The 21444-nt window shown below is 63.3% G+C and carries 20 protein-coding genes and 1 tRNA gene; 17 read left to right on the forward strand and 4 right to left on the reverse strand.

Translation table 11 applies throughout. The annotated features are described in order from the left end of the window. Nucleotides 1–58 precede the first annotated feature (58 nt). The 10 genes from ACYU0X_RS03865 to ACYU0X_RS03910 all read left to right on the forward strand — a co-directional run bounded on the left by ACYU0X_RS03865 (nucleotide 59) and on the right by ACYU0X_RS03910 (nucleotide 9873). Nucleotides 59–1252 (forward strand): adenosine deaminase, encoded by a 1194-nt coding sequence (locus ACYU0X_RS03865; protein ID WP_461902167.1) that lies wholly within the window; start codon nucleotides 59–61, stop codon nucleotides 1250–1252. A 96-nt stretch (nucleotides 1253–1348) separates the two neighbouring features. Next, complete coding sequence (locus ACYU0X_RS03870) at nucleotides 1349–1900, forward strand: pyridoxamine 5'-phosphate oxidase family protein (protein ID WP_461902168.1); 552 nt, start codon at nucleotides 1349–1351, stop codon at nucleotides 1898–1900. Continuing rightward, a complete protein-coding gene (locus tag ACYU0X_RS03875) occupies nucleotides 1897–2577 on the forward strand; it encodes a MazG nucleotide pyrophosphohydrolase domain-containing protein (RefSeq protein WP_461902169.1) in 681 nt (226 codons plus the stop codon). Before ACYU0X_RS03870 ends, ACYU0X_RS03875 begins: the two co-directional genes overlap by 4 nt. 128 nt (nucleotides 2578–2705) lie before the next feature. Next, nucleotides 2706–3986 (forward strand): phosphopyruvate hydratase, encoded by a 1281-nt coding sequence (eno, locus tag ACYU0X_RS03880; protein ID WP_418908505.1) that lies wholly within the window; start codon nucleotides 2706–2708, stop codon nucleotides 3984–3986. 100 nt (nucleotides 3987–4086) lie between these two features. Then, a complete protein-coding gene (locus ACYU0X_RS03885; protein WP_461902170.1) occupies nucleotides 4087–4950 on the forward strand; it encodes an FtsB family cell division protein in 864 nt (287 codons plus the stop codon). Nucleotides 4951–4982: 32 nt separating this feature from the next. Beyond that, a complete protein-coding gene (locus ACYU0X_RS03890) occupies nucleotides 4983–5687 on the forward strand; it encodes a DUF501 domain-containing protein (protein WP_461902171.1) in 705 nt (234 codons plus the stop codon). Further along, nucleotides 5687–6631: a Ppx/GppA phosphatase family protein gene (locus tag ACYU0X_RS03895; RefSeq protein WP_418908508.1), complete on the forward strand. Its 945-nt coding sequence runs from the start codon at nucleotides 5687–5689 to the stop codon at nucleotides 6629–6631. Before ACYU0X_RS03890 ends, ACYU0X_RS03895 begins: the two co-directional genes overlap by 1 nt. Nucleotides 6632–6697: 66 nt before the next feature. Continuing rightward, the gene (locus ACYU0X_RS03900; RefSeq protein ID WP_418908509.1) at nucleotides 6698–8218 is read left to right on the forward strand and encodes a S8 family serine peptidase; all 1521 of its coding nucleotides are present in this window, start codon (nucleotides 6698–6700) and stop codon (nucleotides 8216–8218) included. 80 nt (nucleotides 8219–8298) lie between these two features. Beyond that, a complete protein-coding gene (locus ACYU0X_RS03905; protein WP_309408588.1) occupies nucleotides 8299–9666 on the forward strand; it encodes an NAD(P)/FAD-dependent oxidoreductase in 1368 nt (455 codons plus the stop codon). A 125-nt stretch (nucleotides 9667–9791) separates the two neighbouring features. Continuing rightward, nucleotides 9792–9873, forward strand: a tRNA-Leu gene (locus ACYU0X_RS03910). Nucleotides 9874–9939: 66 nt separating this feature from the next. Here the strand turns inward: ACYU0X_RS03910 and ACYU0X_RS03915 are convergent. Beyond that, nucleotides 9940–10437: a hypothetical protein gene (locus ACYU0X_RS03915; protein WP_461902172.1), complete on the reverse strand. Its 498-nt coding sequence runs from the start codon at nucleotides 10435–10437 to the stop codon at nucleotides 9940–9942. Between the two features lie 175 nt (nucleotides 10438–10612). Here ACYU0X_RS03915 and ACYU0X_RS03920 point away from each other — a divergent pair, with 175 nt between their 5' ends. Next, nucleotides 10613–11554 carry a ketopantoate reductase family protein gene (locus tag ACYU0X_RS03920; RefSeq protein ID WP_418908511.1) on the forward strand — a complete coding sequence of 314 codons (942 nt, stop codon included), beginning with the start codon at nucleotides 10613–10615 and terminating at the stop codon, nucleotides 11552–11554. Here the strand turns inward: ACYU0X_RS03920 and ACYU0X_RS03925 are convergent. After that, nucleotides 11541–12890 carry a CoA transferase gene (locus ACYU0X_RS03925; RefSeq protein WP_418908512.1) on the reverse strand — a complete coding sequence of 450 codons (1350 nt, stop codon included), beginning with the start codon at nucleotides 12888–12890 and terminating at the stop codon, nucleotides 11541–11543. The two genes, ACYU0X_RS03920 and ACYU0X_RS03925, sit on opposite strands and share 14 nt — an antisense overlap. Nucleotides 12891–13077: 187 nt before the next feature. Here ACYU0X_RS03925 and ACYU0X_RS03930 point away from each other — a divergent pair, with 187 nt between their 5' ends. The 3 genes from ACYU0X_RS03930 to ilvA all read left to right on the forward strand — a co-directional run bounded on the left by ACYU0X_RS03930 (nucleotide 13078) and on the right by ilvA (nucleotide 16590). Continuing rightward, nucleotides 13078–13896, forward strand: a complete 819-nt coding sequence (locus tag ACYU0X_RS03930) for a Bax inhibitor-1/YccA family protein (protein ID WP_418908513.1) — start codon at nucleotides 13078–13080, stop codon at nucleotides 13894–13896. Between the two features lie 119 nt (nucleotides 13897–14015). Next, entirely contained in the window at nucleotides 14016–15317 is a 1302-nt protein-coding gene (locus ACYU0X_RS03935; RefSeq protein ID WP_418908514.1) for an AI-2E family transporter, read from the forward strand. Next, nucleotides 15307–16590 (forward strand): threonine ammonia-lyase, encoded by a 1284-nt coding sequence (gene ilvA, locus ACYU0X_RS03940; protein WP_396275259.1) that lies wholly within the window; start codon nucleotides 15307–15309, stop codon nucleotides 16588–16590. The genes ACYU0X_RS03935 and ilvA overlap by 11 nt, the downstream gene beginning before the upstream one ends. 75 nt (nucleotides 16591–16665) lie before the next feature. Here the strand turns inward: ilvA and greA are convergent, their stop codons facing one another. Both greA and ACYU0X_RS03950 read right to left on the reverse strand, forming a co-directional pair. Then, the gene (gene greA / locus ACYU0X_RS03945) at nucleotides 16666–17160 is read right to left on the reverse strand and encodes a transcription elongation factor GreA (RefSeq protein WP_418908515.1); all 495 of its coding nucleotides are present in this window, start codon (nucleotides 17158–17160) and stop codon (nucleotides 16666–16668) included. A 292-nt stretch (nucleotides 17161–17452) separates the two neighbouring features. After that, nucleotides 17453–17875, reverse strand: a complete 423-nt coding sequence (locus tag ACYU0X_RS03950; protein WP_418908516.1) for a DUF4307 domain-containing protein — start codon at nucleotides 17873–17875, stop codon at nucleotides 17453–17455. Between the two features lie 215 nt (nucleotides 17876–18090). Here ACYU0X_RS03950 and mca point away from each other — a divergent pair, with 215 nt between their 5' ends. Genes mca through ACYU0X_RS03965 form a run of 3 tightly spaced genes read left to right on the forward strand, consistent with a single transcriptional unit; the run spans nucleotide 18091 to nucleotide 21416 of the window. Then, entirely contained in the window at nucleotides 18091–18957 is an 867-nt protein-coding gene (mca, locus tag ACYU0X_RS03955) for a mycothiol conjugate amidase Mca (RefSeq protein WP_418909295.1), read from the forward strand. Nucleotides 18958–19000: 43 nt separating this feature from the next. Next, nucleotides 19001–19282 carry a hypothetical protein gene (locus tag ACYU0X_RS03960; protein WP_309408576.1) on the forward strand — a complete coding sequence of 94 codons (282 nt, stop codon included), beginning with the start codon at nucleotides 19001–19003 and terminating at the stop codon, nucleotides 19280–19282. A 25-nt stretch (nucleotides 19283–19307) separates the two neighbouring features. Continuing rightward, complete coding sequence (locus ACYU0X_RS03965; protein ID WP_418908517.1) at nucleotides 19308–21416, forward strand: thioredoxin domain-containing protein; 2109 nt, start codon at nucleotides 19308–19310, stop codon at nucleotides 21414–21416. Nucleotides 21417–21444 lie beyond the last annotated feature (28 nt).

Below are 21444 nucleotides of genomic sequence, written 5' to 3' on the forward strand. Positions count from 1 at the left end.
TCGCGATCTTAACCGCAGACGGCTATCAGTGCCGGGCAATAGCGACTAGGCTTCAGATGTGACTGAAGAATTGATTCATCTTGCCTACGATCCCGAGTTCGATTTCCGGGATCTTCCCAAAGTTTCGTTGCACGATCACTTGGACGGTGGCCTGCGCCCGCAGACCATCATTGAGCTGGCCGCCGAAATTGGCCATGAGCTTCCCGCCACCGATGCCGAGGCCCTGGGCGAATGGTTCCGTGAATCCGCCGATTCCGGCTCGCTGCCGCGCTACTTAGAAACCTTCGGCCACACGATTGCCGTGATGCAGACCCGCGACGCACTGATCCGTGTGGCGCGCGAATTCGTCGAGGATCTGGCCGCGGATGGGGTGATCTACGGCGAGGTGCGCTACGCGCCGGAGCAACACCAGCAGCAGGGTCTGAGCCTGGATGACGTGGTCGACGCCGTCCAAGAGGGACTCGACCAAGGGTGCGCCGCTCTGAACGAAGAGGGGCACCCGATTCAGGTGGCACAGATTCTCAGCGCCATGCGCCATGCCGACCGCGGCCTGGAGATCGCCCAGTTGGCCCTGCGTCACCGCGGGCGCGGCGTCGTCGGCTTTGACATTGCCGGCGCCGAGGAAGGCAACCCGCCCTCGCGTCTGACCGAGGCCTTCGACCTGTTGGCCCAGCACCTGTTCCCAACCACCCTGCACGCCGGAGAGGCTGCCGGACTGGAATCCATTAAGGACGCGATCCTCACCGGTCGTGCTCAGCGTCTGGGCCACGGCGTACGCATTGCCGAGGACATCCAGATCGAATTCGGTGGCGTCGACGACGAAGGCGAAACCGTCAGCGAGGATACCGGGCTGGTCGAGCTCGGGCCGGTGGCCAACTGGGTGCGCGAACGCGGTATCCCGCTGGAAATCTGCCCATCCTCAAACCTGCAGACCGGGGCGACCGCCGGGTTTGGTGAGGGCATTGAGGCACACCCGGTGGACCTGCTGGTGCAGACCGGGTTTAACGTCACCATTTCCCCGGACAACCGTTTGATGTCCGGCACCACGCTCTCCGACGAGTTCGAGCTGCTGGTCGAAACCTTCGACTACGATCTCGAGGATCTGCTGGACCTGACGCTGAACGCCGCCGAGGCCGCCTTCGTGCCCCTGGAGCTACGAGAGTTGTTGGTGGAGTACATCAACGACTACTACGCAGAGCTTATGGAGGCCGAACTGGCGGTCGACGATGAGGAAGAATTCGAAGAGATCTAGTCACTCTCTGCGCGCTGGGGTCACCGAAACGGTGGCCCCAGTGCCGTTTAACCGCCGCTCCGGCAGGGAAGAAACTCGGTGCACTATGCTCGGGGTGTGGGCAAAGTATTCACGGAAATCAATCAGAAACTACAAGCCTGGATTGAGCAGCAACCCGTGTGGTTCGTGGCGACGGCGCCGCTCAGCGCGCAGGGAAATATCAATCTCTCGCCACGCGGGCATGACACGCTCTCGGTGCTCGGACCGCACCAGGTGGCTTGGGTGGACTACTCGGGCAGCGGCGTCGAAACCATCGCCCACCTACGCGAAAATGGCCGGGTCTGCCTGATGTTTAATTCCTTTGGGGCCCGCCCTCGGATCGTGCGCCTGCATGGACAGGGCACCGTGCATCTGCCCGGTGACGCCGAGTTCGACGAGGTCACCGCCCTGCATCCCGAACATCCCAGTACGCGCGCGGTGATCAACGTCGAGGTCCACCGCATCAGCGATTCCTGCGGCTGGGGAGTGCCGGTGATGGAATTCGTCGGCGAGCGGGACCTGCTACGTCAGCATGCCGAGAAACGCGGCGTACAAGGCATGGAGGCCTACCGGGCCACGAAAAATGCGGTGAGTATCGATGGACTACCTGGATTGCCGGTGAGCCGATGAACCCGCACCCAAAGCCCACGGATACCGAACAGTTGCGACAGCTCATCGACACGGTAGCCACCCTGCGGGTACGGTGCGCGTGGACGCAGGCACTGACCCATGAATCCCTGCGTGGCTACCTGCTCGAGGAAAGCTACGAGGTGCTCGAAGCGATCGATGCCGGCGCTCCCGAGGCCTTGCGCGAAGAGCTGGGTGACCTGCTCTATCAGGTGTTGCTCCATGCACAGATCGGAGCCGAGCACGGATACTTCACGTTGGGGGAGGTGGCGCAGACCCTGCGCGACAAGCTGGTGCGTCGCAACCGTCACGTCTTCGAATCCGATGGCACCGAGCGGGCTACCGTCATCGAGGACGTCGAGGAAATTATTCGGCTCTGGGATGCGGCCAAAGCCGAGGAAAAGGCCGAGCAGGGCAAGACCAAACCGGTTGATGGAGCCCACGGTTTGCCGGCAGGACTACCGGCGCTCGCCCTGGCGCAGAAGCTGCGTGAGCGGCGCGAGCGTTCCGAAACCCTGTTGCCAGAGGCGCATCACGGGGCGGCGCTCGAGGTGAGCCAAGTGGACGATGAGCGGGGTCTCGGCGATGCGCTTCTGGCGCTCACGGCCCGGGCGCAGCAGCTGGGCTTGGACGCCGAATCGGTGTTGCGGGCGCGCTTGGCAGAAGTCTATGGCCCATGACATGTCTTCATATGATCGCCCTCACGCCGGGCGAGACGATAGGCTAGGGATAGGCAAAGGCGCCAGCGGATTATCTCCGCGGCATATTTCGAACCTTGACCGCCCCTTTATACAAGGAGTACACACTTATGGCATTCATTGACGCCATTCACGCGCGCGAAATTCTGGATTCCCGTGGCAACCCGACCGTCGAGGTCGAGGTCCTGCTCTCCGACGGCTCGCACGGCCGTGCCGCCGTGCCGTCGGGTGCTTCCACCGGCCAGTTCGAAGCAGCGGAGCGTCGCGACGGCGACAAGAAGCGCTACCAGGGCAAGGGTGTTCTGGGTGCCGTTGAGGCGGTTATCGAGGATATCGCCGATGAGCTCGAGGGGCTGGACGCGACCGATCAGCGCGCCATCGACGCTGCCATGATCGAGCTGGATGGCACCTCCAACAAGTCCAAGCTGGGCGCCAACGCCATCCTCGGTGTCTCCCTGGCCGTGGCCAACGCCGCCGCCGCCAGCGCCAACCTGCCGCTGTTCAAGTACCTGGGCGGCCCGAACGCTCACGTTCTGCCGGTGCCGCTGATGAACATCCTCAACGGTGGTTCGCACGCCGACTCGGACGTCGACATTCAGGAATTCATGATCGCCCCGCTGGGTGCCGAGACCTTCTCGGAGGCTCTGCGCTGGGGCGTCGAGGTTTACCACAACCTCAAGGCCGTGCTGAACGAGAAGGGCCTGTCCACCGGCCTGGGTGACGAGGGTGGCTTCGCCCCGAACCTGCCGAGCAACCGCGCCGCACTGGAGTTGATCGTTGAGGCGATCAAGCGCGCCGGCTACGAGCCGGGCCGCGACATCGCCCTGGCCCTGGACGTTGCCTCCTCGGAATTCTTCGAGAACGGCGCCTACCAGTTCGAGGGCAAGGCCCTGTCCGCTCAGGAGATGAGCGACTACTACGCACAGCTCGTCGCCGACTTCCCGCTGGTGTCCATCGAGGACCCGCTGGACGAGAACGACTGGGATGGCTGGAAGACCCTCACCGACGCCATTGGCGACAAGGTGCAGCTGGTGGGTGACGACCTGTTCGTGACCAACCCGGAGCGTCTGGCCGACGGTATCGCGAAGGGTACCGCCAACTCGTTGCTGGTGAAGGTGAACCAGATCGGTTCGCTGACCGAGACCCTGGAAGCCATTGCACTGGCCCAGCGTTCGGGTTACACCACCATCACCTCGCACCGTTCGGGTGAGACCGAAGATGTGACCATCGCCGACATCTGCGTGGCCACCAACGCAGGTCAGATCAAGACCGGCGCCCCGGCCCGTTCGGAGCGCGTGGCGAAGTACAACCAGCTGCTGCGCATCGAGGAGGACCTGGGCGAGGCCGCGGTCTTCGCCGGAGCCAGCGCCTTCCCGCGTTTCAACAGCTAACCTTCAGTTAGAACGAATAAGCTCGTCGGTAGTGGATACCGGCGGGCTTTTCGTTATTTAATGGAATTACCGAACGCCGAACGACGTCGAATGGGGGATCATGGCTCAGCGTCCGCCGCGCATGCCGCGTGCCAACGTACCTGAGGGGCAGCCTACCCAGTCGTCGGCTCCCGAACCCACCGAGCTACCCACCGACGCGATCAATGTGGTCCAGGCCCGGGAGATGGCCCAGCAGCACGCGCCGCGTTCCAAGACTCAGCCGCGCCGTGTAGCTCCGCTCCTGCCACGTCCGGGGGGCGCCCGTCCGCGCCCGGCTAATTCCGAGAATCCGGCAACCGAAGCGCCGAGCGCTGGCACCGGCGAACCGGTCACCGAGCGGGGGCGCCGGGCCGCCGAGCAGCGCGCGGATTACAACGAGCCGACGCCGGCGAAGAGCAAACTGCCGATGCATCAGCGGGCCAAGGAAAAGCAGTCCGCCCGGCGGCGCACCGACCGGATGAAGTTCTCCGGCGCCGTGCGCCGCAACCCCGAGGCCGCCACCAGCGACGAAACCCATGAGGTGGACGCGACCCCGGTGGCCGCCCACAAATTTTCCGGACGCTTTGCCGGCCTCTTAGTGGTGCTGGTGTTCTTCGCCGTGCTGCTGGTGCCGACGGTGAACTATTACCGTACGCAGAACCAGGAACTGACCGAACTGCGTGAAACCATTGCCTCGCTGCAGACGCGGCAGGATGAGCTGAAGGATGAGATCGCCCGCTGGGACGATCCGCTGTATATCAAACAGCAGGCCCGGGAACGGATAAACTTGGTGCAGCCCGGCGAAAAGGTTTACAAGGTGGTCGGGGCGGTCCCCGAGGAGAAGAAGACCGAACCGGAAGCCAACGGTAGTACCTTCGAGGTACGCCAGGAGCTACCCTGGGTCGACGCCCTGCTCGACTCCGTGCGCCGCTCGGCCACCGACTAGATGACGCAGCACCCCCGACAGCGGAAGAACTGATGAACGAAACCCCTAACAGTGTCCACGAGGCGTTGGACGCCGACGCCCGCGTGCCCAGCGAAGCCGACCTTGAGACGCTCAGTCGGCAGCTGAACCGCCCGGTGCGCGATGTCGTGGAGATCGGTGCCCGCTGCGTATGCGGAAACCCGCTGGTAGCCACCACCGCACCGCGTCTGTCCTCGGGCATCCCGTTCCCGACGACCTACTACCTGACCCACCCGGTGATCACCTCGGCGGTCTCCCGGCTCGAAGCCGCCGGGCTGATGAATGAGATGAACGAACGGCTCGGGGCCGACCCACAACTGGCGGCCGCCTACGCGGCCGCCCACGAGTCCTACCTGGCTAACCGCGACGCCATCGGTGCCCGCTCGGGCACCGGTGAGGTGCCGGAGATCGCCGGGGTCTCGGCCGGCGGCATGCCCACCCGCGTCAAGTGTCTGCATGTGCTCGTGGGGCACTCACTGGCCGCCGGGCCGGGTGTGAACCCGCTGGGCGATGAGGCGCTGGCCGGAATCGCCGAGTGGTGGACGGCCGATCGGTGCTACTGCCCCGGTGCATGGGATACCGAGGCGCCGGTGCCGCAACGCGACCGTTCGCGCCATGTGAAGACCCAGGAGAAGCAAGACCCCCAAGCCAAACGCGCCGAGCGCGCGCGGCGCCGCGCCGAAGCCGAGGCCGCGTCCAACCCCGAGGAGCGCAACTGATGCGAGTGGCGGGAATTGACTGCGGCACCAACTCGATCCGCCTGCTGATCGCCGACGCCGAGCTGAGCAACGGCAACGTGCGGCTCGAAGAGCGCCTGCGCACCATGCGCGTGGTGCGCCTCGGACAGGGTGTGGACGCCACCGGCGCCTTCTCCGACGAGGCCCTGGAGCGAACCTTTGCCGCGGTGCGTGATTACAAGCAGCTAATCGACGAGCACGAGGTTGAGCAGCTACGGTTCGTGGCCACCAGTGCCGCCCGCGATGTCAGCAACCGCGAGCAGTTCATCGGGGGCATCACCCAGATTCTGGGGATCGCCCCAGAGGTCATTAGCGGCGAGGTCGAGGCGAACCTGTCCTTCACCGGCGCCACCAGCGTGCTGCCCGAAAGCAGCGGAACCTCGCTGGTGATCGATCTTGGTGGCGGCTCCACCGAATTCGTGATTGGCACCTCCGCCGGCGTGCAGGCGGCGAAGAGCCTCGACGTGGGGTGTGTGCGGGTCACCGAACGCTTCGGCGAGGCGCAGCTACGCTCGGACGAGTGCGTGCAAATGGTCGATCAGAAGCTCGCGGAACTACAGGGGGTGCTGGATCTAGGCTCCGTGCAGCAGGTGCTCGTGGTCGCCGGAACCTTCACCACGCTCACGGCCTGCGCCCTGGGGCTCGACCGCTATGATTCCCAGCGCATCCATGGTGCCCGGATTTCTTTCGAGCAGATGCGTGGGGCTACCGGATGGATGCTTGATTCCACCCGCGAGCAGCGTGCCGATCTGGGGTACATGCACCCGGGCCGGGTGGATGTGATCAGCGCCGGTGCGCTGATCGTCGAGCGCATCCTGGCTTTGCTCGAGCACACCAACCCGCAGGGTCCGCGCGAGCTGATCGCCTCGGAACATGACATTCTCGACGGGATTGCCAGCTCGGCAGCGCTGCTGACCCGAGACTAGCTTTCAGTGGCGCGTAGCCAACCGCCGGTAACGGCGCAGGCTACGACAGTGACTAAGGAGTAACGCGTGAGTTCCAGAACCCCGGCACCGTTTCAGCGCCGCGGCCGCAGTCTGCTTGCCGCGCTGTGTAGCGCGCTACTGGCGACCGGCCTGAGTCTTGGCACCGCCGTTCCGGCGCAGGCCGACGATGTGCGCAGCGACGAGCACTGGCTGAAGGATCTGGGCATCACCGAGGCGCAGAAGATCAGTAAAGGTGCCGGGGTCAAAGTCGCGATTATCGACACCGGTGTCGACACCACGCACCCCGACCTGAAGGGTGCCGTGGTCGGTGGCGCCGACATGTCCGGCGCCGGGGCCGCTCAAGGGCAGAATCCGATCGGTGCGATGAGCGAGCACGGCACGCTGGTGGCGACCATGCTGGCCGGACGCGGCAACAATAAGTCGGAAATCGAGCGCATCACCTCGGAGAACGAGCGCTTGAAAAAGGCCTGGGAGCGGGCCAAGAAGAGCGCCGAAGAGGACGATGACGAGGACACCAAGCCACCGAAGGAACCCGAGTATGAGGAGGTTCCGGAGCTCGGGCCGGGCTCCGATGGCATGCTGGGCGTAGCTCCGGAGGCTGACTTGCTCTCGGTGTCGCTCTGGATGGGCGGGAACAACCCGGCCGGGGTGTCGGTGGAGGAGCAGATCCCGAAAGCCGTGCGTTGGGCGGTGGATAACGGGGCGAAGGTCATCAACATGTCTCTGGGCTCCACCTCACCGGCGTGGCCCGAGAGCTGGGACGACGCGTTTAAGTACGCCGAGGACAAGGATGTGGTGATTGTCGCCGCGGCGGGCAACCGCTCGGGCGGAATGAGCCAAGTCGGTGCGCCGGCCACGATTCCCGGTGTGCTGACGGTCGCCGGCGTGGATGCGCAGGATAAGGCCTCGCAGGACTCTTCGACCGAGGGTATTTCCATTGGCGTCGCCGCCGACGCCGAGCAGCTGGTCGGTGGCCTGCCCGGGGGCGGCTATGCCCGCTGGTCGGGTACCTCCGGTGCAGCCCCAATCGTTTCCGGGGTGGTGGCCATGATTCGCTCGAAGTACCCGGAGATGAAGGCCCCGCAGGTCATTAACCGGATTCTGCAGACCGCACGGGATGTGGGGGAGCCGGGGCAGGACAACCTCTACGGTTACGGCATTCTCAACGCTCAGGCCGCCTTGACCGCACAGGTTCCGGTGGCCGAGGCGAATCCGATGGACACCATCACCGAGTGGATTCGGGTGCACCGGCGCGGCAAGCAGACTCCGCCGGTGAACACCGACCCGGGCGTCTCGGTGGAGAAGTCCACGATCAAGCCCATCGCGGCCCCCACGCCCGTGGCCCCGGAACCCGCGATGACCGGGCTGCAGGCGACGATCGTCATTGGCGGCGGTGCGCTGGTGCTGCTGGTGCTCGTCATTGGTGGGCTGCAGATCGCTTCCGCCGCACGTCGGGAGCGCGCGGCGGCTATTGCCTCGGGAGCCAGCATCGGCACCTTGCCGGTGGATGAGCCCGGCCGCAACGGCCGCGATTTCTTCGATGACCTGCCCGAGGAGCGCGACTAGCCCCCCTGGTGTGGGCGATTGCACAGAATGAGTTAGTGAATGTTTTCACTAATGCCGATTTTCCGCGTAGAATCGGGAGTATGTCGATCATCGAAAGCTCCCAGAAGCGTCCGCGCATTCTTGTCGTCGGCGGTGGCTATGTTGGCCTGTACGTCGCGCTGAAACTGCAGAAGAAGGTCAAGGCGCACGGCGGTATCGTCACCGTCGTCGACCCGAACCCTTACATGACTTACCAGCCGTTCCTGCCCGAGGTGGCCGGTGGCAACATTGAACCGCGCCACGCCGTGGTTTCGCACCGCCAGCACCTGAAGCACTCGGAGCTGATCAACGGCACCGTCACCAGCGTGAACCACGCCAACAAGACCGCCGTGATCCGGCCGGTCGATGGCGAAGAGTTCGAGCTGGAGTACACCGACGTCGTCATGAGCGCCGGTGCTATCACCCGCACCTTCCCCATCCCGGGGCTTGCCGAAACCGGTATCGGCCTGAAGACCATCGAAGAGGCCGTGGCCTTGCGTAACCAGGTCGCCCAGCGCATCGAATCGGCCAGCAACATGACCGATCCCGAAGCTCGCAAGCGCGCGCTGACCTTCGTCGTGGTGGGTGGCGGCTTCGCCGGCATCGAAACCATCGCCGAACTCGAGGATATGGCCCGTCACCTGGTCCAGCTCAACGATCGCGTGAGCAAGGATGAGGTGCGCTTCGTCCTCGTCGAGGCCATGGGGCGCATCATGCCCGAGGTCACCGAAGAGCAGGCCCTGTGGGTCGTTGAGCACCTGCGTAGCCGCGGCATCGAGGTGCTGCTGAACACCTCGCTGGCCGACGCCACCGACGGCAACCTGCAGCTGATCAACATGGCCGACAAGTCCCCAGCCGGCGAATTCGGCACCGACACCCTGATCTGGTGTGCCGGCGTTATGGCCAACCCGATGGTGCGCTCCACCGACTTCATCATCGAGGGCCGCGGCCGCATCGACACCCGTACCGACCTGCGCATCAAGGACGAAAACGGCGAGGCGCTCGACGGCGCATGGGCCGCCGGCGATATCTCGGCCGTCAAGGACGTTACCGGTGGCCTGCCGGACGGTACCTGCGTACCCAACGCCCAGCACGCCGTGCGTCAGGCCAAGTTGCTGGCCAAGAACCTTTATGCAGCACGCTACGGCGTGGGCAGCGTCAAGGAATACAAGCACAAGAACCTCGGCGCCGTGGCCGGCTTCGGCCGCAACAAGGGCGTCGCTAAGGTGCTTGGCATCAAGCTCAAGGGCTGGCCAGCCTGGATGGCACACCGTGGCTACCACGGTATGGCCATGCCGACCTTCGAACGCAAGTTCCGCGTGCTTGGCGACTGGATGGTTGCCTGGTTCTACAGCCGCGATGCGTTGCAGCTGAACAACCTTGACGTGCCGCGCGCCGCTTTCGAAGCCTCGGCGGCTCCGAAGAAGTAACGCACGAGCCTCGCTCGTCGATGGTTGACTAGCCGATGGAACCGGGAATTTTGCTCCCGGTTCCATCGTCGTTTGCACCGGGATTTCGCCGAACCCGCCCAGTTCGCGTAAAATCGAGGTGTTAGGCCTCCATGGTGGAATTGGCATACACGGCTGACTTAAAATCAGCTGCCGAAAGGCTTGTGGGTTCGAGTCCCACTGGAGGTACAACCGGCAAAGGCCGCTGCATTATTGATGTAGCGGCCTTTGTTTTGCTCTTAATGCCGTTGTCGTCTAGTGCTCTATGGCCGGAATCTGTCGCTGAGCACGCCGGGCGCGGACCTGCCAGATGGCCAGGCCCAGAAGAACGGCGGCGAGCGAAATGGTCGTGGTGGACAGCGCCCCGAATTTGAACCAGATCTGCAGCGGGTTGATGTCTTGAGAGGTTCCCCATAGTTCCCAGCGAAGCGGATTGAACGGGTACTCGATGCTAAGGCTCACCGTCGCCCAGCACAGCAGGAGTGTACCCGCGGCGGCAAGACCGGGTAGCGGATTTTGGCGCACCGAGCTCAGCTTATGACAGCCGAAGATGACAAACAGTCCGGCCACTGCTGTCAGCAACTGATAAACGAACGGCCATCGCGGGTCAACCGGAACGGACGACACCAAATCCCAGGAAGCATAGAGCCCATTGGTCAGTAGCCGTCCGCCGCCTTCAAAGAACCCGGCCGCAAAAATGTAGGCGACCGCAAGCAGTATGGCGGTAAGTGTGCGAAGAATGAGCCGGAGCATTGCGGCGTTCCCGTCAATTGTAGAAAAGGTTGTCTAAATCACCCTAGCGAAGCGCCATCGGATTGTTAACCTTTTCACGCATATTAGCGGCTTGTGACTAGAGCGTATTAACACAATTTGGCTCCGTTGTGGTCTGCTGGAACAAGACGCCGCTGACAGAAGACGAGGGAAATTCATGAAGATTGGTGTGTTGGGTGCCGGAGGAGTCGGGGCCTACTTTGCAGCCGCGCTGACCCGAGCCGGACATGAGATTCATCTGCTGAGTACTGAGCGGCATGTGGCGCCGGTGCGAAACAAGGGATTACGGGTCACCACCGGAGATGGGAACGGTAACTACACGGTCCGGCCGGCTGGCATCAGCACGGACCCGCGCGAGATCGGCAAATGCGATGCGCTTATCGTCGCCTGCAAGGCCGACCAAGTGCGCGACGTCGTCTCCAATGCGCTACCGATGGTTGGACCCGAGACGGCGATCTTGCCGCTACAGAACGGCGTAACCGCGGTCGAGCAGATCACCGCTGCGGCGGGCAACGGGCACGCCTTGGGTGGCGTGTGCCTGATCATTTCCTATTTGACCGAGCCTGGCGTGGTGCATCATGTGGGCGGACGCCCCGCGGTGATTGCCGGGGAACTGGATGGCGAAGCCAGCCCGCGAGTGCAGAAGCTCACGGAAGCCCTCGGGGACGCCGGAATCAAAGCCAAAATTTCAAACGATATCGTCACCGACATGTGGCGAAAATTCATGCTCATCACCTCCTATGGGGGAGTCGGTGCCTTGTCGGGTGAGCCCGTGGGCCGCACCCGTACCAACGAGCTGAGCCGGTCGCTGGTCAGTGATGCGATGCGCGAGGTGGCCCACCTCGCGGGTGCTTATGGGGCTCGCCTCGGGGAGGCCGACGTGGCTTCGGCCATGGCACAGATCGACCGGTTTGAGCCAGATAGCACCGCATCGATGCAACGAGATCTAGCGGCCGGGCGCCACTCGGAAATCGAGGAACAATCGGGCGCCGTAGTACGTCTCGCCGGGCCTCATGGGATCGCGGTACCAATTCACGACACCATTTATCGGGCCCTGAAACTGCGAGATGGCGCCGGAGAACCGGCTAGCGCCAGGTGAGTTCGGACGAGCCGACCGGCGGCGGTGGCGTGAGGTAGTTCAGTCTGCGTCCTCCCCAGCGTAGCGCCGGTGGCACGAACCTTAGCGCGCCGAAGGCGCTGTCCGCGTCCCGCAGCTCGACTGGGCTTTGCCGCTCGGTGGCGCTTGCCGGCGGAGTGGGTAAGGACAGGAGTTCGTGGGCCGTTCGCGCCAGGGAGAAGCGTGCCCGGGCGCTGCGACCTTCGGCGCGATGCCGCAGGACGCCGATGGCCGTGGCAGCAACCATGACCCCGGTGGCATGATCTAGCGCTTGGACTGGCAGCGCGCCGGGAGTGAAGTCGGGGGCCGTTGGGTCGTCGTTCGTGCCGTAGGCGACGGAGATTCCGGTGGCCGCCTGCACGATGCTGTCGAATCCGCGGATCGAGCGCCGCGGCCCGCTGTGTCCCCAAGCGTTGAGCTCGAGTACGGCCAAGTGCGGGTGCCGCTCGAGCAATTCATCGCTGGCCAATCCGAAGCGATCAAGGCTCCCGGTACGGTACCCCAGCAACACCGCATCGGCCTGACCCAGCACGGCATGCAATTGCTGGGCGACGTCGCCGGCCGACAGGTCGGCGACCACGCTGCGTTTGCCGAACGAGGTGTCGATATGCGCATCGAGTAACTCCGGAAAAGCGGGTGGATCGACGCGGAGTACCTCGGCGCCAAGGCTGGCGAGGACACGCCCGGCGCAGGGACCGGCGATAACCCGGGTAAGATCCACGACGCGCAGTCCGGCCAGGGGAAGGGCCGTGCGGTCACCGCCCACCGGAGAGGCCCGGCGCGGGCCGGGAGTATCGTGCCACTGCAGGTTCACCAATGGTTCTGCCGCGAGGGCTCCTCCGGCCGGAGTAGCTAAAAACTCCTCCCTACGGCGGACAGCGGCGGCGATCCCACCCGCCTGAGTGATGACGGCTTCGACTTCCGCTGAGCTCAAGGTGCGTAGCCTAGCATCCACGTCTTGAGCATCCCCGAGTTCCAGCCCGCGCAACAAGGCGCGTTCGTGATGTGGGTAGTTGGCATGTAACCGAACCCAGCCATCCTTCGTTCGGCGAAAGCCAGAGAGCGGAGCGAAACTTTGCGGCGTGCGACCATCGATGCGTAAATGCGCCAGGGAGTTGAATGTTGCCGCCGCGTCGGTACTAGTGAATGACGCGTTGGGGCCTAACATCGCGCACAGAAACTGGTGGCTGTCCAGCACGAGGGCCTCGACATCTAGGGCGCCAGCCCACCACCACCGTGGACCTTGCCACGCGCGCTGGCCGTCCGTTGGCCCCACGCTTAGCCCGGCGGTGGCCGCGACTAAACCAGGGCTAGCCACGAAAGCAGATGTTGTCGGCGTCATACTGTCCATGAGGCCACTATGGCACCGATAAAAATCCCTGACCACTCCATTTAAAGTCATCCCTGTGGTTGAGGATCTGCGCGGCCGATTCGCCTAAACTTAGAGTACCGACACGGTGCTAATATCCGTCGTCGCGACCAACTACCTACGGGGGAATACAACGTTGAGCGGAAACCCGATTTTCGGTTCTAAGAACCAGTCGGCCGCCTGGGGCACCGGCGCCCAGAATCAGGGCACGGTCGGATTTCACGAACCATCCAAGGATATGAGCGCGCAGGACCTGCAGGCGATGTACCAGCAGCCTTCGGCCACTGGCTACGACACCGGCCGCATGACCATCGGCGATGTCATCAACAAGACCATCTTGTGCGTGGGCTTGGTGGCCATTGGTGCCGCGGTGGGATGGTTCTACACGCCATTGATGTTTGTTGGAGCGATCGCCGGCCTTGTGCTGGGTCTGGTTAACTCCTTCAAGCGCACCCCCTCGCCGGCGTTGATTCTGCTGTACTCCGCGGCCGAAGGTTTGTTCCTCGGCGGCCTGTCCAGCTTCCTGAACAAGATGTACGACGGCGTAGCCATTCAGGCCGTTGTGGCCACCCTATGCGTCGCCGGAGCCACCCTGGCCCTGTACCGCTCGGGTAAGTACCGGGTGAGCCCGAAGCTGAACAAGATGTTCTTCGTGGCCATGATCGGCATGATCGCCTTCTCCTTGGTCAACGTGGTGCTGATGTGGACCAATACCGTCGATGGAATGTTTGGTCTGCGAAGTGCCGGCAACGGCGTGCTTGGCCTAATTATCGGTGTGATCGCCGTTCTGCTGGCCACCTACGCTTTGGTCTCGGACTTCACCATGATCCAGGACTTGGAGCGCCAGGGTGCCCCTGCCATCATGGCTTGGCGCGGAGCCTTTGGGCTGACCGTAACCCTCGTGTGGATGTACACGGAGATTCTGCGCATTCTGGCTATTCTTCGAGAAGAGTAACGCGCAGATTGAATCCAAAAACGTGAACCGGCAAGCTAAATGCTTGCCGGTTCACGTTTTTCTGTCACAAAGCCGACATAGAACCCTGCGAGCCCGACGCGGCGCGGTAACTTTGAGTCATGAAGAGCAACAGACTGGCACGGCTAAGTCGCGTACGTCTGGTCCGACCGCGCGTTGAACATCCCCCAACGTCGCAGCGCCCCCTGGATACCACCGAATTCCATGAGGCAGACGACCTCCCATATGCAGTCAAGATCGCCGCAAGTTGGGCGTGGCGGCTCCTAGTGATAGCCGCGGCCCTTGGTGTTCTGGTGTGGCTGATGTCGAAATTCTCGGTGCTGATCGTGCCGCTGATGATCGCCGCACTGCTCACCGGCTTGCTCGGGCCACTGGTGAACTTCATGCATGCAAAACTGTCGGTCCCACGTGGATTGGCTGTCGCACTGACGCTTATTGCGTTTTTGGCCTCGACCACGGCCGGGCTTTCACTGGCCGGACAGCGTCTCGGGGTTGGTTTCGCGCAGCTCTGGCAACAAGCACTGGTCGGTATCGAGCAGGTGCAGACCTGGTTATTCACCGGCCCACTGCAATTGAGCAACGATGACCTGCAGTCCTTCCTGGAGGACACGCTGGCCCAACTTCGCAGTAACTCGAACAACATCCTGTCCGAGGCACTGAGCTGGGGTTCGGTTCTGGGGCAGATCGTCACCGGATTTTTGCTGACGATCTTTGCGCTGATTTTCATGCTGCTCGACGGGCGGAAAATTGCCAGCTTCCTGATCAACTTGCTGCCACGACGGGCCCGTCCGGCCATGGACGGAGCGGTGACCCGCGGTTGGACCTCCATGGTGCGTTACGTGCGAGTGCAACTTCTCGTCGCGCTCATCGATGCGGTGGGCATTGGGCTCGGTGCGTTCATTCTCGGCGTGCCGCTGGCGCTGCCATTGAGCGTGCTGGTGTTCATGGGTTCCTTCATCCCGGTGATCGGTGCATTGCTCACCGGCGCGCTGGCGGTTCTGCTGGCCCTCGTTGCCAATGGCTGGGTCAATGCCTTGATCATGCTGGCCGTGGTCCTAGTGGTGCAGCAGGCGGAGTCGCATATATTGCAGCCGCTCATTATGGGCAAGGCGGTGAGCCTGCACCCCTTGGCCGTGGTGCTTGCCGTCGCCGGTGGCACCATGATCGCCGGCATTGCCGGTGCACTGTTCGCGGTGCCCGCGATGGCGGTGCTCAACACGGTCGTGAAGTACCTGGCCAACCGCACCTGGGAGAACGACCAACTGGTGATCGAACGCTATGGTCCGCCGGTCAACCCGCCACCGGCAACAAGCCCGTCGGCTACCGTACCGAGCCCGGAAAACGACGGCACAGCGGGCCTTGCGGCACCGCGACCAACGAATAACACGATGAATGGGGAATGAATTGAGCAAGGAAACGACACTACCGGTTAGCTTAGAAGCCATCGAGGAAGCCGCCGAGGTGCTCGCCCCCATTATTGCCCGGACCCCGATCGAGCATTCCCGGGTGTTGAGCCAACAGCTCGGTTCCGAGGTGTTCCTCAAATGCGAAAACCTGCAGAAGGCCGGCTCCTTCAAGGTACGCGGTGCCTTCGTGCGCATGAGCAAGCTCAGCGACGAAGAGAAAGCGCGTGGCGTGGTGGCCGCGTCGGCCGGTAACCACGCGCAGGGCGTCGCTCAGGCCGCATCTCATCTGGGCATCCAAGCACGCATCTATATGCCACTGGGCGTCGCGCTACCCAAACTGCAGGCTACCCGCGACCACGGCGCCGAAGTGGTGCTGCACGGGGCCACCGTGGACGAGGCCCTCGCCGAGGCCAAACGGTACGCGGATGAGACCGGTGCCGTATTCGTGCACCCCTTTGACCACCCGGATATCATCGCTGGCCAGGGGACCATCGGTCTCGAACTACTCGAACAGCTCCCCGAGGTCGACACCGTACTGATGGGCGTGGGAGGCGGCGGGCTACTAGCCGGCGTGGCCATCGCCTTGAAGGAACGCGGCCGACAGCTCGGTCGCGAGATCAAGGTCATCGGCGTGCAGGCGGCGAATGCGGCGGCCTACCCGCCGTCGCTGGCCGCCGATGCGCTCGTCCCGCTTGACACCGTGCACACCATCGCCGATGGCATCGCCGTGGGCCTGCCCGGCCAGCTGCCCTTCACCATCATCAAGGAACTGGTCGATGATGTGATTACGGTGTCCGAAGATGCACTGGCTCGCGCACTGGTGGTGTTGCTCGAGCGCAATAAGCTCGTCGTGGAACCGGCCGGTGCCGTCGGGGTGGCCGCGTTGCTCGAAGGCACGCTGGCGCAGCACAACATCAACCCGCAGACCACTGCGGTGATCCTATCGGGCGGCAACATCGACCCGTTGCTCATGCTCAAGGTCATCCAGCGCGGTTTGTCGGCGGCCGGGCGCTTCTTGACGATCCGCATGATGCTCCCGGATCGCCCCGGTGCGTTGGCCGCGATCTCCCGGATCATCGCCGAATCGGATGCCAACGTGACGCGTTTGGATCACACCCGAATCGGCGGCGCCCTCTCCATGGGCGACGTGGCCATCACCATCGATTTGGAAACCAAGGGGCATGAGCATTCGCGCCTCGTGCTCGATAACCTGCGGGCCGAAGGCTTCGACCCGCAGATCACCAACACCGTCGGAGGCTCGGTAGCCTAACGGCGGCCTAACGCTTAAAAGCACCGGCTCGATCATCCACGCGGGATGACCGAGCCGGTGCTTTAATTTTTGGTGTTAGGCGCTGTATGGCTTGGCGGAAACGATCTCCACCGAAATTTCGCGACCATTCGGTGCCTGGTAGGTCAGCTTGTCGCCCACCTTCTTACCGTGCACGGCCTTACCGATGGGGGACTGCTCGGAGTAGACCTCGAGGTCGCTGTCACCGGCGACCTCACGGCTGCCGAACAGGAAGGTCGTCTCGTCGCCGGCGACCTTGGCCACGACCATCATGCCCGGCTCGACGATTCCGTCGTCTGCCGGAGCGTCGCCGACCTCGGCGCGGCGCAGCAAGTCCGTGAGGTAAACAATGCGTGCCTCGGCCTTACCCTGCTCTTCACGGGCCGCGTGGTAGCCGCCGTTCTCCTTCAGGTCGCCCTCCGAGCGGGCCTGCTCGATGCGGGCAACAATTTCAGCGCGACCCTCACCGGAGAGGTAGGTCAGTTCATCCTGCAAACGGTCGTAGGCTTCCTGGGTCAGCCAGACAGCAGGTTCGTTGCTGTTGATGCTCACAATGCACTTCCTTTGGTGATTCGGGACTTCTCGTGGCCGGTGGTGCTGGGGTTTACCCCGGTACCCTTCGGCCACGTCCACCGGGTGCGGCGGCGCGGAAGTCGGTTTCCATATGATTCCTCCGTGGCATTCGGCGGATGAACCACAAGTAAAGACCCCGCAGAGGCAGGAACTGAGCCTGAATGGGCTACCGTTCATACCGGTGCGGGGCGAAACGTACTTTCAACGATACTAAACCCCTTTGAGGGTAAAGCCCAATAATTGACTAAGCGGTTTCTGACCGGTGAACGTTTTATTCCCCGTTGTGCTCCAACGGGACCTCGTAGCAAGATTCCACCCCGGCGGTGTTGGCGAGGTTCTCGGTGCGCAGCGGCACCTTCAGGTGCTGCACCGTGTGGCCGCCTTGAGCGTCATGGGGCAAGAGCACGGTTTTGAACCCGACCACGGCGTACGAATCATTCATCGCGCGCACATCGCACTGGATCCGCTTGCTGGCGTCGTACTGCACCTCAATTTCGGCCACCGCCTGGGCCTCAGACAGGACGGTAAAACCCACATCCTGTGCCTGTAAGGCATCGTATTTGTTGGTTGCGAAAATAGCGGCAGCGACGATGGCCGCGAGCAGTACCGCCGCGCCGGCGATAATCTTCACACGTTTAGGCACGTTGAGTTTCTTGGGTGCGTTGTAGCGAGCCGTTAAGCTGGGATCAGACATAGGGTGCCTTGTGCCATTCTGTACCGTTGCGTGTGCTGGAACCGACTTCCAGTTTACGCGCGTCGGCATGGGTGGGAATAATCGAACGCTGGTGAGAGTTCTCATCCACAGATGAGTCCACGACGGCCCCAAGGCCCACGGCGTAGCGCAGAAGGAATACATCGGTGCAAAACCACGCAGTTCAGAAGCTGGCCCCCTCGCAGGGCCTTCGTCTTATGGCGATCCACGCCCACCCGGACGACGAGTCCTCGAAGGGTGCAGCCACCATGGCGGCCTACGTGGCCGCCGGTGCCGAGGTGATGGTGGTTTCCTGCACCGGAGGTGAACGTGGAGATATTCTCAACGCGGCCGCCGGCGAGCTGGCGCACGCGCACCGTGACCTTCCCGGGGTGCGCCGCATGGAGATGGCCGAAGCCGCCGCGGTGCTAGGCATTCAGCACCGTTGGTTGGGTTACGTTGACTCCGGCCTGCCAGAGGGTGACCCGCTGCCGGATCTTCCCTTCGGTGCCTTTGCCCTGCAGCCGGTGGAGGTCGCCGCGGCCGGGGTTATCAAACTTATTCGTGAGTTCCGCCCGCATGTCATCACCTCCTATGACGAAAACGGCGGTTATCCCCACCCGGATCATATTCACGCGCACAAGGTCGCAGCCTTCGCCTATGAGCACGCCGGGAATCCCGAGATGTATCCGGAGCTCGGTGCCCCATGGGAGGTGCGCAAGCTCTACTATGACCGTGCCTTTGCCCCGGAGCGTTTCCGTGCTCTGCACTATGCAATGCTCGAGGCAGGCTTCGAGTCTCCCTATGCCGAACGTGTGGCCGCGTGGGAACAGGATGAAGAGCAGCAGATGTTCGGCTGGGTTTCGCCGCACACGACCACCACGCAGGTTCCCTGCGCAGAGTTCTTTTCGCAACGCGATCAGGCCTTGCTGTCCCACCGCACGCAGATCGACCCGGAGGGATTCTTCTTTGCGGTGCCCGAGCATATCTATGCCGAACACTGGCCGTGGGAAGATTTCACACTGATCAATTCCAAGGTTCCCACCGAGCTGCCCGAGCAGGACCTCTTCGCCGGTTTACGATAGAAGTTAAGCAAAACTACGTCATAGAGATGAGTTGTTCCTACCCGTGAACGCGCTATACCTGACGATGTCGGCCACCGGCACGCCAGTGCAGAATGAAACCCTCCAGAACAACAGCTACGGCCCGGGGTTCATTGGATTCGTCGCCACCGCGCTGATGGTGATCGCCGCAATCTTCTTGATTCGCGACATGATCCGTCGCGTGCGCCGGGTACGTTACTCTTCGGCGGCCGAAACTCAGCAGGCCGATCTGGTGGCCCGTGGCGAGGCGCAACGTCTTCAGGAGCCAGAAGAGCCTGAAGATCCGATGACTCGTGAGGATAAATAACAGGTAACGGGGCTAGCATAAGGCTGTGGCCCATCGACTAGAACACGCAGCCAGCCAATACCTACGCCAGCACGCGCACCAAGACGTGGACTGGTGGCCTTACTCAGCGCAGGCCTTTGCCATAGCCGCCGAACGCGACGTTCCGGTGATGCTATCGATCGGCTATGCGGCCTGCCATTGGTGCCATGTGATGAGCCACGAATCCTTCGACGATCCGGTGATCGCGCGAAAGATCAACGAGCACTTCGTGCCGATCAAGGTCGACCGTGAAGAGCACCCGCTCGTGGACGAGACCTACATGATGGCCACCCAGGCGATGACCGGCGCCGGTGGTTGGCCGATGACCGTGTTCGCGTTGCCCGACGGGCGGACCTTCCAAGCCGGGACCTACTACCCGGCGCACCCGCGTCAAAACACGCCCTCCTTCACTCAGGTCCTCGATGCGGTGCACGAGGCATGGGTGCAGCGTCGTGCCCAGGTCGAAGAGCAGGCCGCCCTGCTGGCCAGTCATCTGTCGGAACTCACCGCACGGAACGGGCAGCTGTTGCGTCTGGGGCTTTCCGGTGAGCAGGGGGTGGACCTCAGCGCCGTACGCGACTACTTCACCGACCACACCGCCGAAACCGGCGGCTTTAGTACGGCCCCGAAATTCCCGCCCACCTGGGCGCTGGGCGCCTTCTGGCGCACGGTGATGCTGGATCCGAGCTCCACGACGCACAGTGCCGAGGCGCTGTTTACAACCCTCGAGTCGATCCTGCTCGGGGCACTACATGACCATGTCGGCGGCGGGTTCGCCCGATACTGCGTCGACGAGCACTGGAGCGTGCCGCATTTCGAGAAGATGCTCTACGACAATGCGGGATTGCTCAAGCTACTAGCCGATACGGCGGTGCTGGCCGGACAGTACGCCAGCAGTGCACCGCCGGCGCTGGCGGTCCGTGCCCAGCAATTGCGCGCCGCGTCGCTGCGGGCCGTCGAGAAGCTTGTGGCCTTCCTCGAGCGCGAGCTGTTGGTAGGGGATCCCGAACAATCGCTGCATGCCTTCGCGGCGTCGTTGGATGCCGATTCCCTGCGTGCCGGGAAACTCATCGAGGGAGCCGCCTACACGTTCAACCGTGAGGAACTGAATCCGATCCTGAGCCGCTACACCGAACAGTTCGGTAACGGATTCCTGCGCTTGGCGCAGGTGGCCGAAGACCCGGGTCACTATTGCCTGTCCCTCGGACGCTACCCGATGGCCGGGGAGTTGGCCGGGTGGGAGCAACTTTGCGAGGAACTGGCGCAGCTGCGCGCGCAACGGGCCCGCCCGAGCCGCGACGCGAAGGTGGTGGCCGGGTGGAATGGCCTGCTCATCGAGGCGCTCGCGCACGCCGGGGCCCTACTGGCCGAACCGCGGTGGATTGAACTGGCCGAACGTACCGCACGCAGTGTCTACGAGGTGCACGTCGACCCGCAGACCGGGCGGCTCTCTCGGGTGAGCTTTGCCGGCCGCGCCGCCGAAGATAATGAAGGCACGCTGGGGGATTACGCCGCGCTCGCGCTGGGTTTTGCCACCCTTGCGCAGCTGAGTGAGGACCCGCAGTGGGCCGAGGGTGCACGACAATTGCTGGACCGTGCCGCAGAATTCGTCGATGACACCGGCCTGCCGGTGGACGCAGCGGGACTCGACCAACAATTGCAGGCGCAGCGCGGGGTGGCCGGCGCCGTGTCGGTGCTCGATGAGGCCGAGCCCTCGGCCATTGGGCTTTACGCACGCGCCAGTTGGCGGGCGGCCCAGCAGGATTTGCTCCGCGGCGACCCAGAAGAGCAGGCCGCCGACCATATCGAGCGCATCACCCACCTGGTGGCGCACGCAGGGATCCTTGCCGCCCAAGTACCGGCCCAGGTCGCCAACTCGCTGATTGTCGCGCATGAAATAGCCGGCCCGGCGCATTACCTGAACATCAGCGGTGGCACTGCCGAGCAGCGCGAACAGGCGCGGGTACTGGCCCGGGCACTCGGGTTGGCCGTGGGCGGCGAAAAGGCAACGGAGGGCGAAGAATTGCGGATCGAGCCTTGTCGGCTGGGTTCCTGCCGGCCCGCCGTGGGCTCGGCCAGCGAGCTTCTGGCCATGTTGCGCCACGAAAAGCTGTAGATTTGAATCTAGCAGTTTTCGACCCCCA

It is taken from the genome of Glutamicibacter sp. X7 (assembly GCF_054889245.1).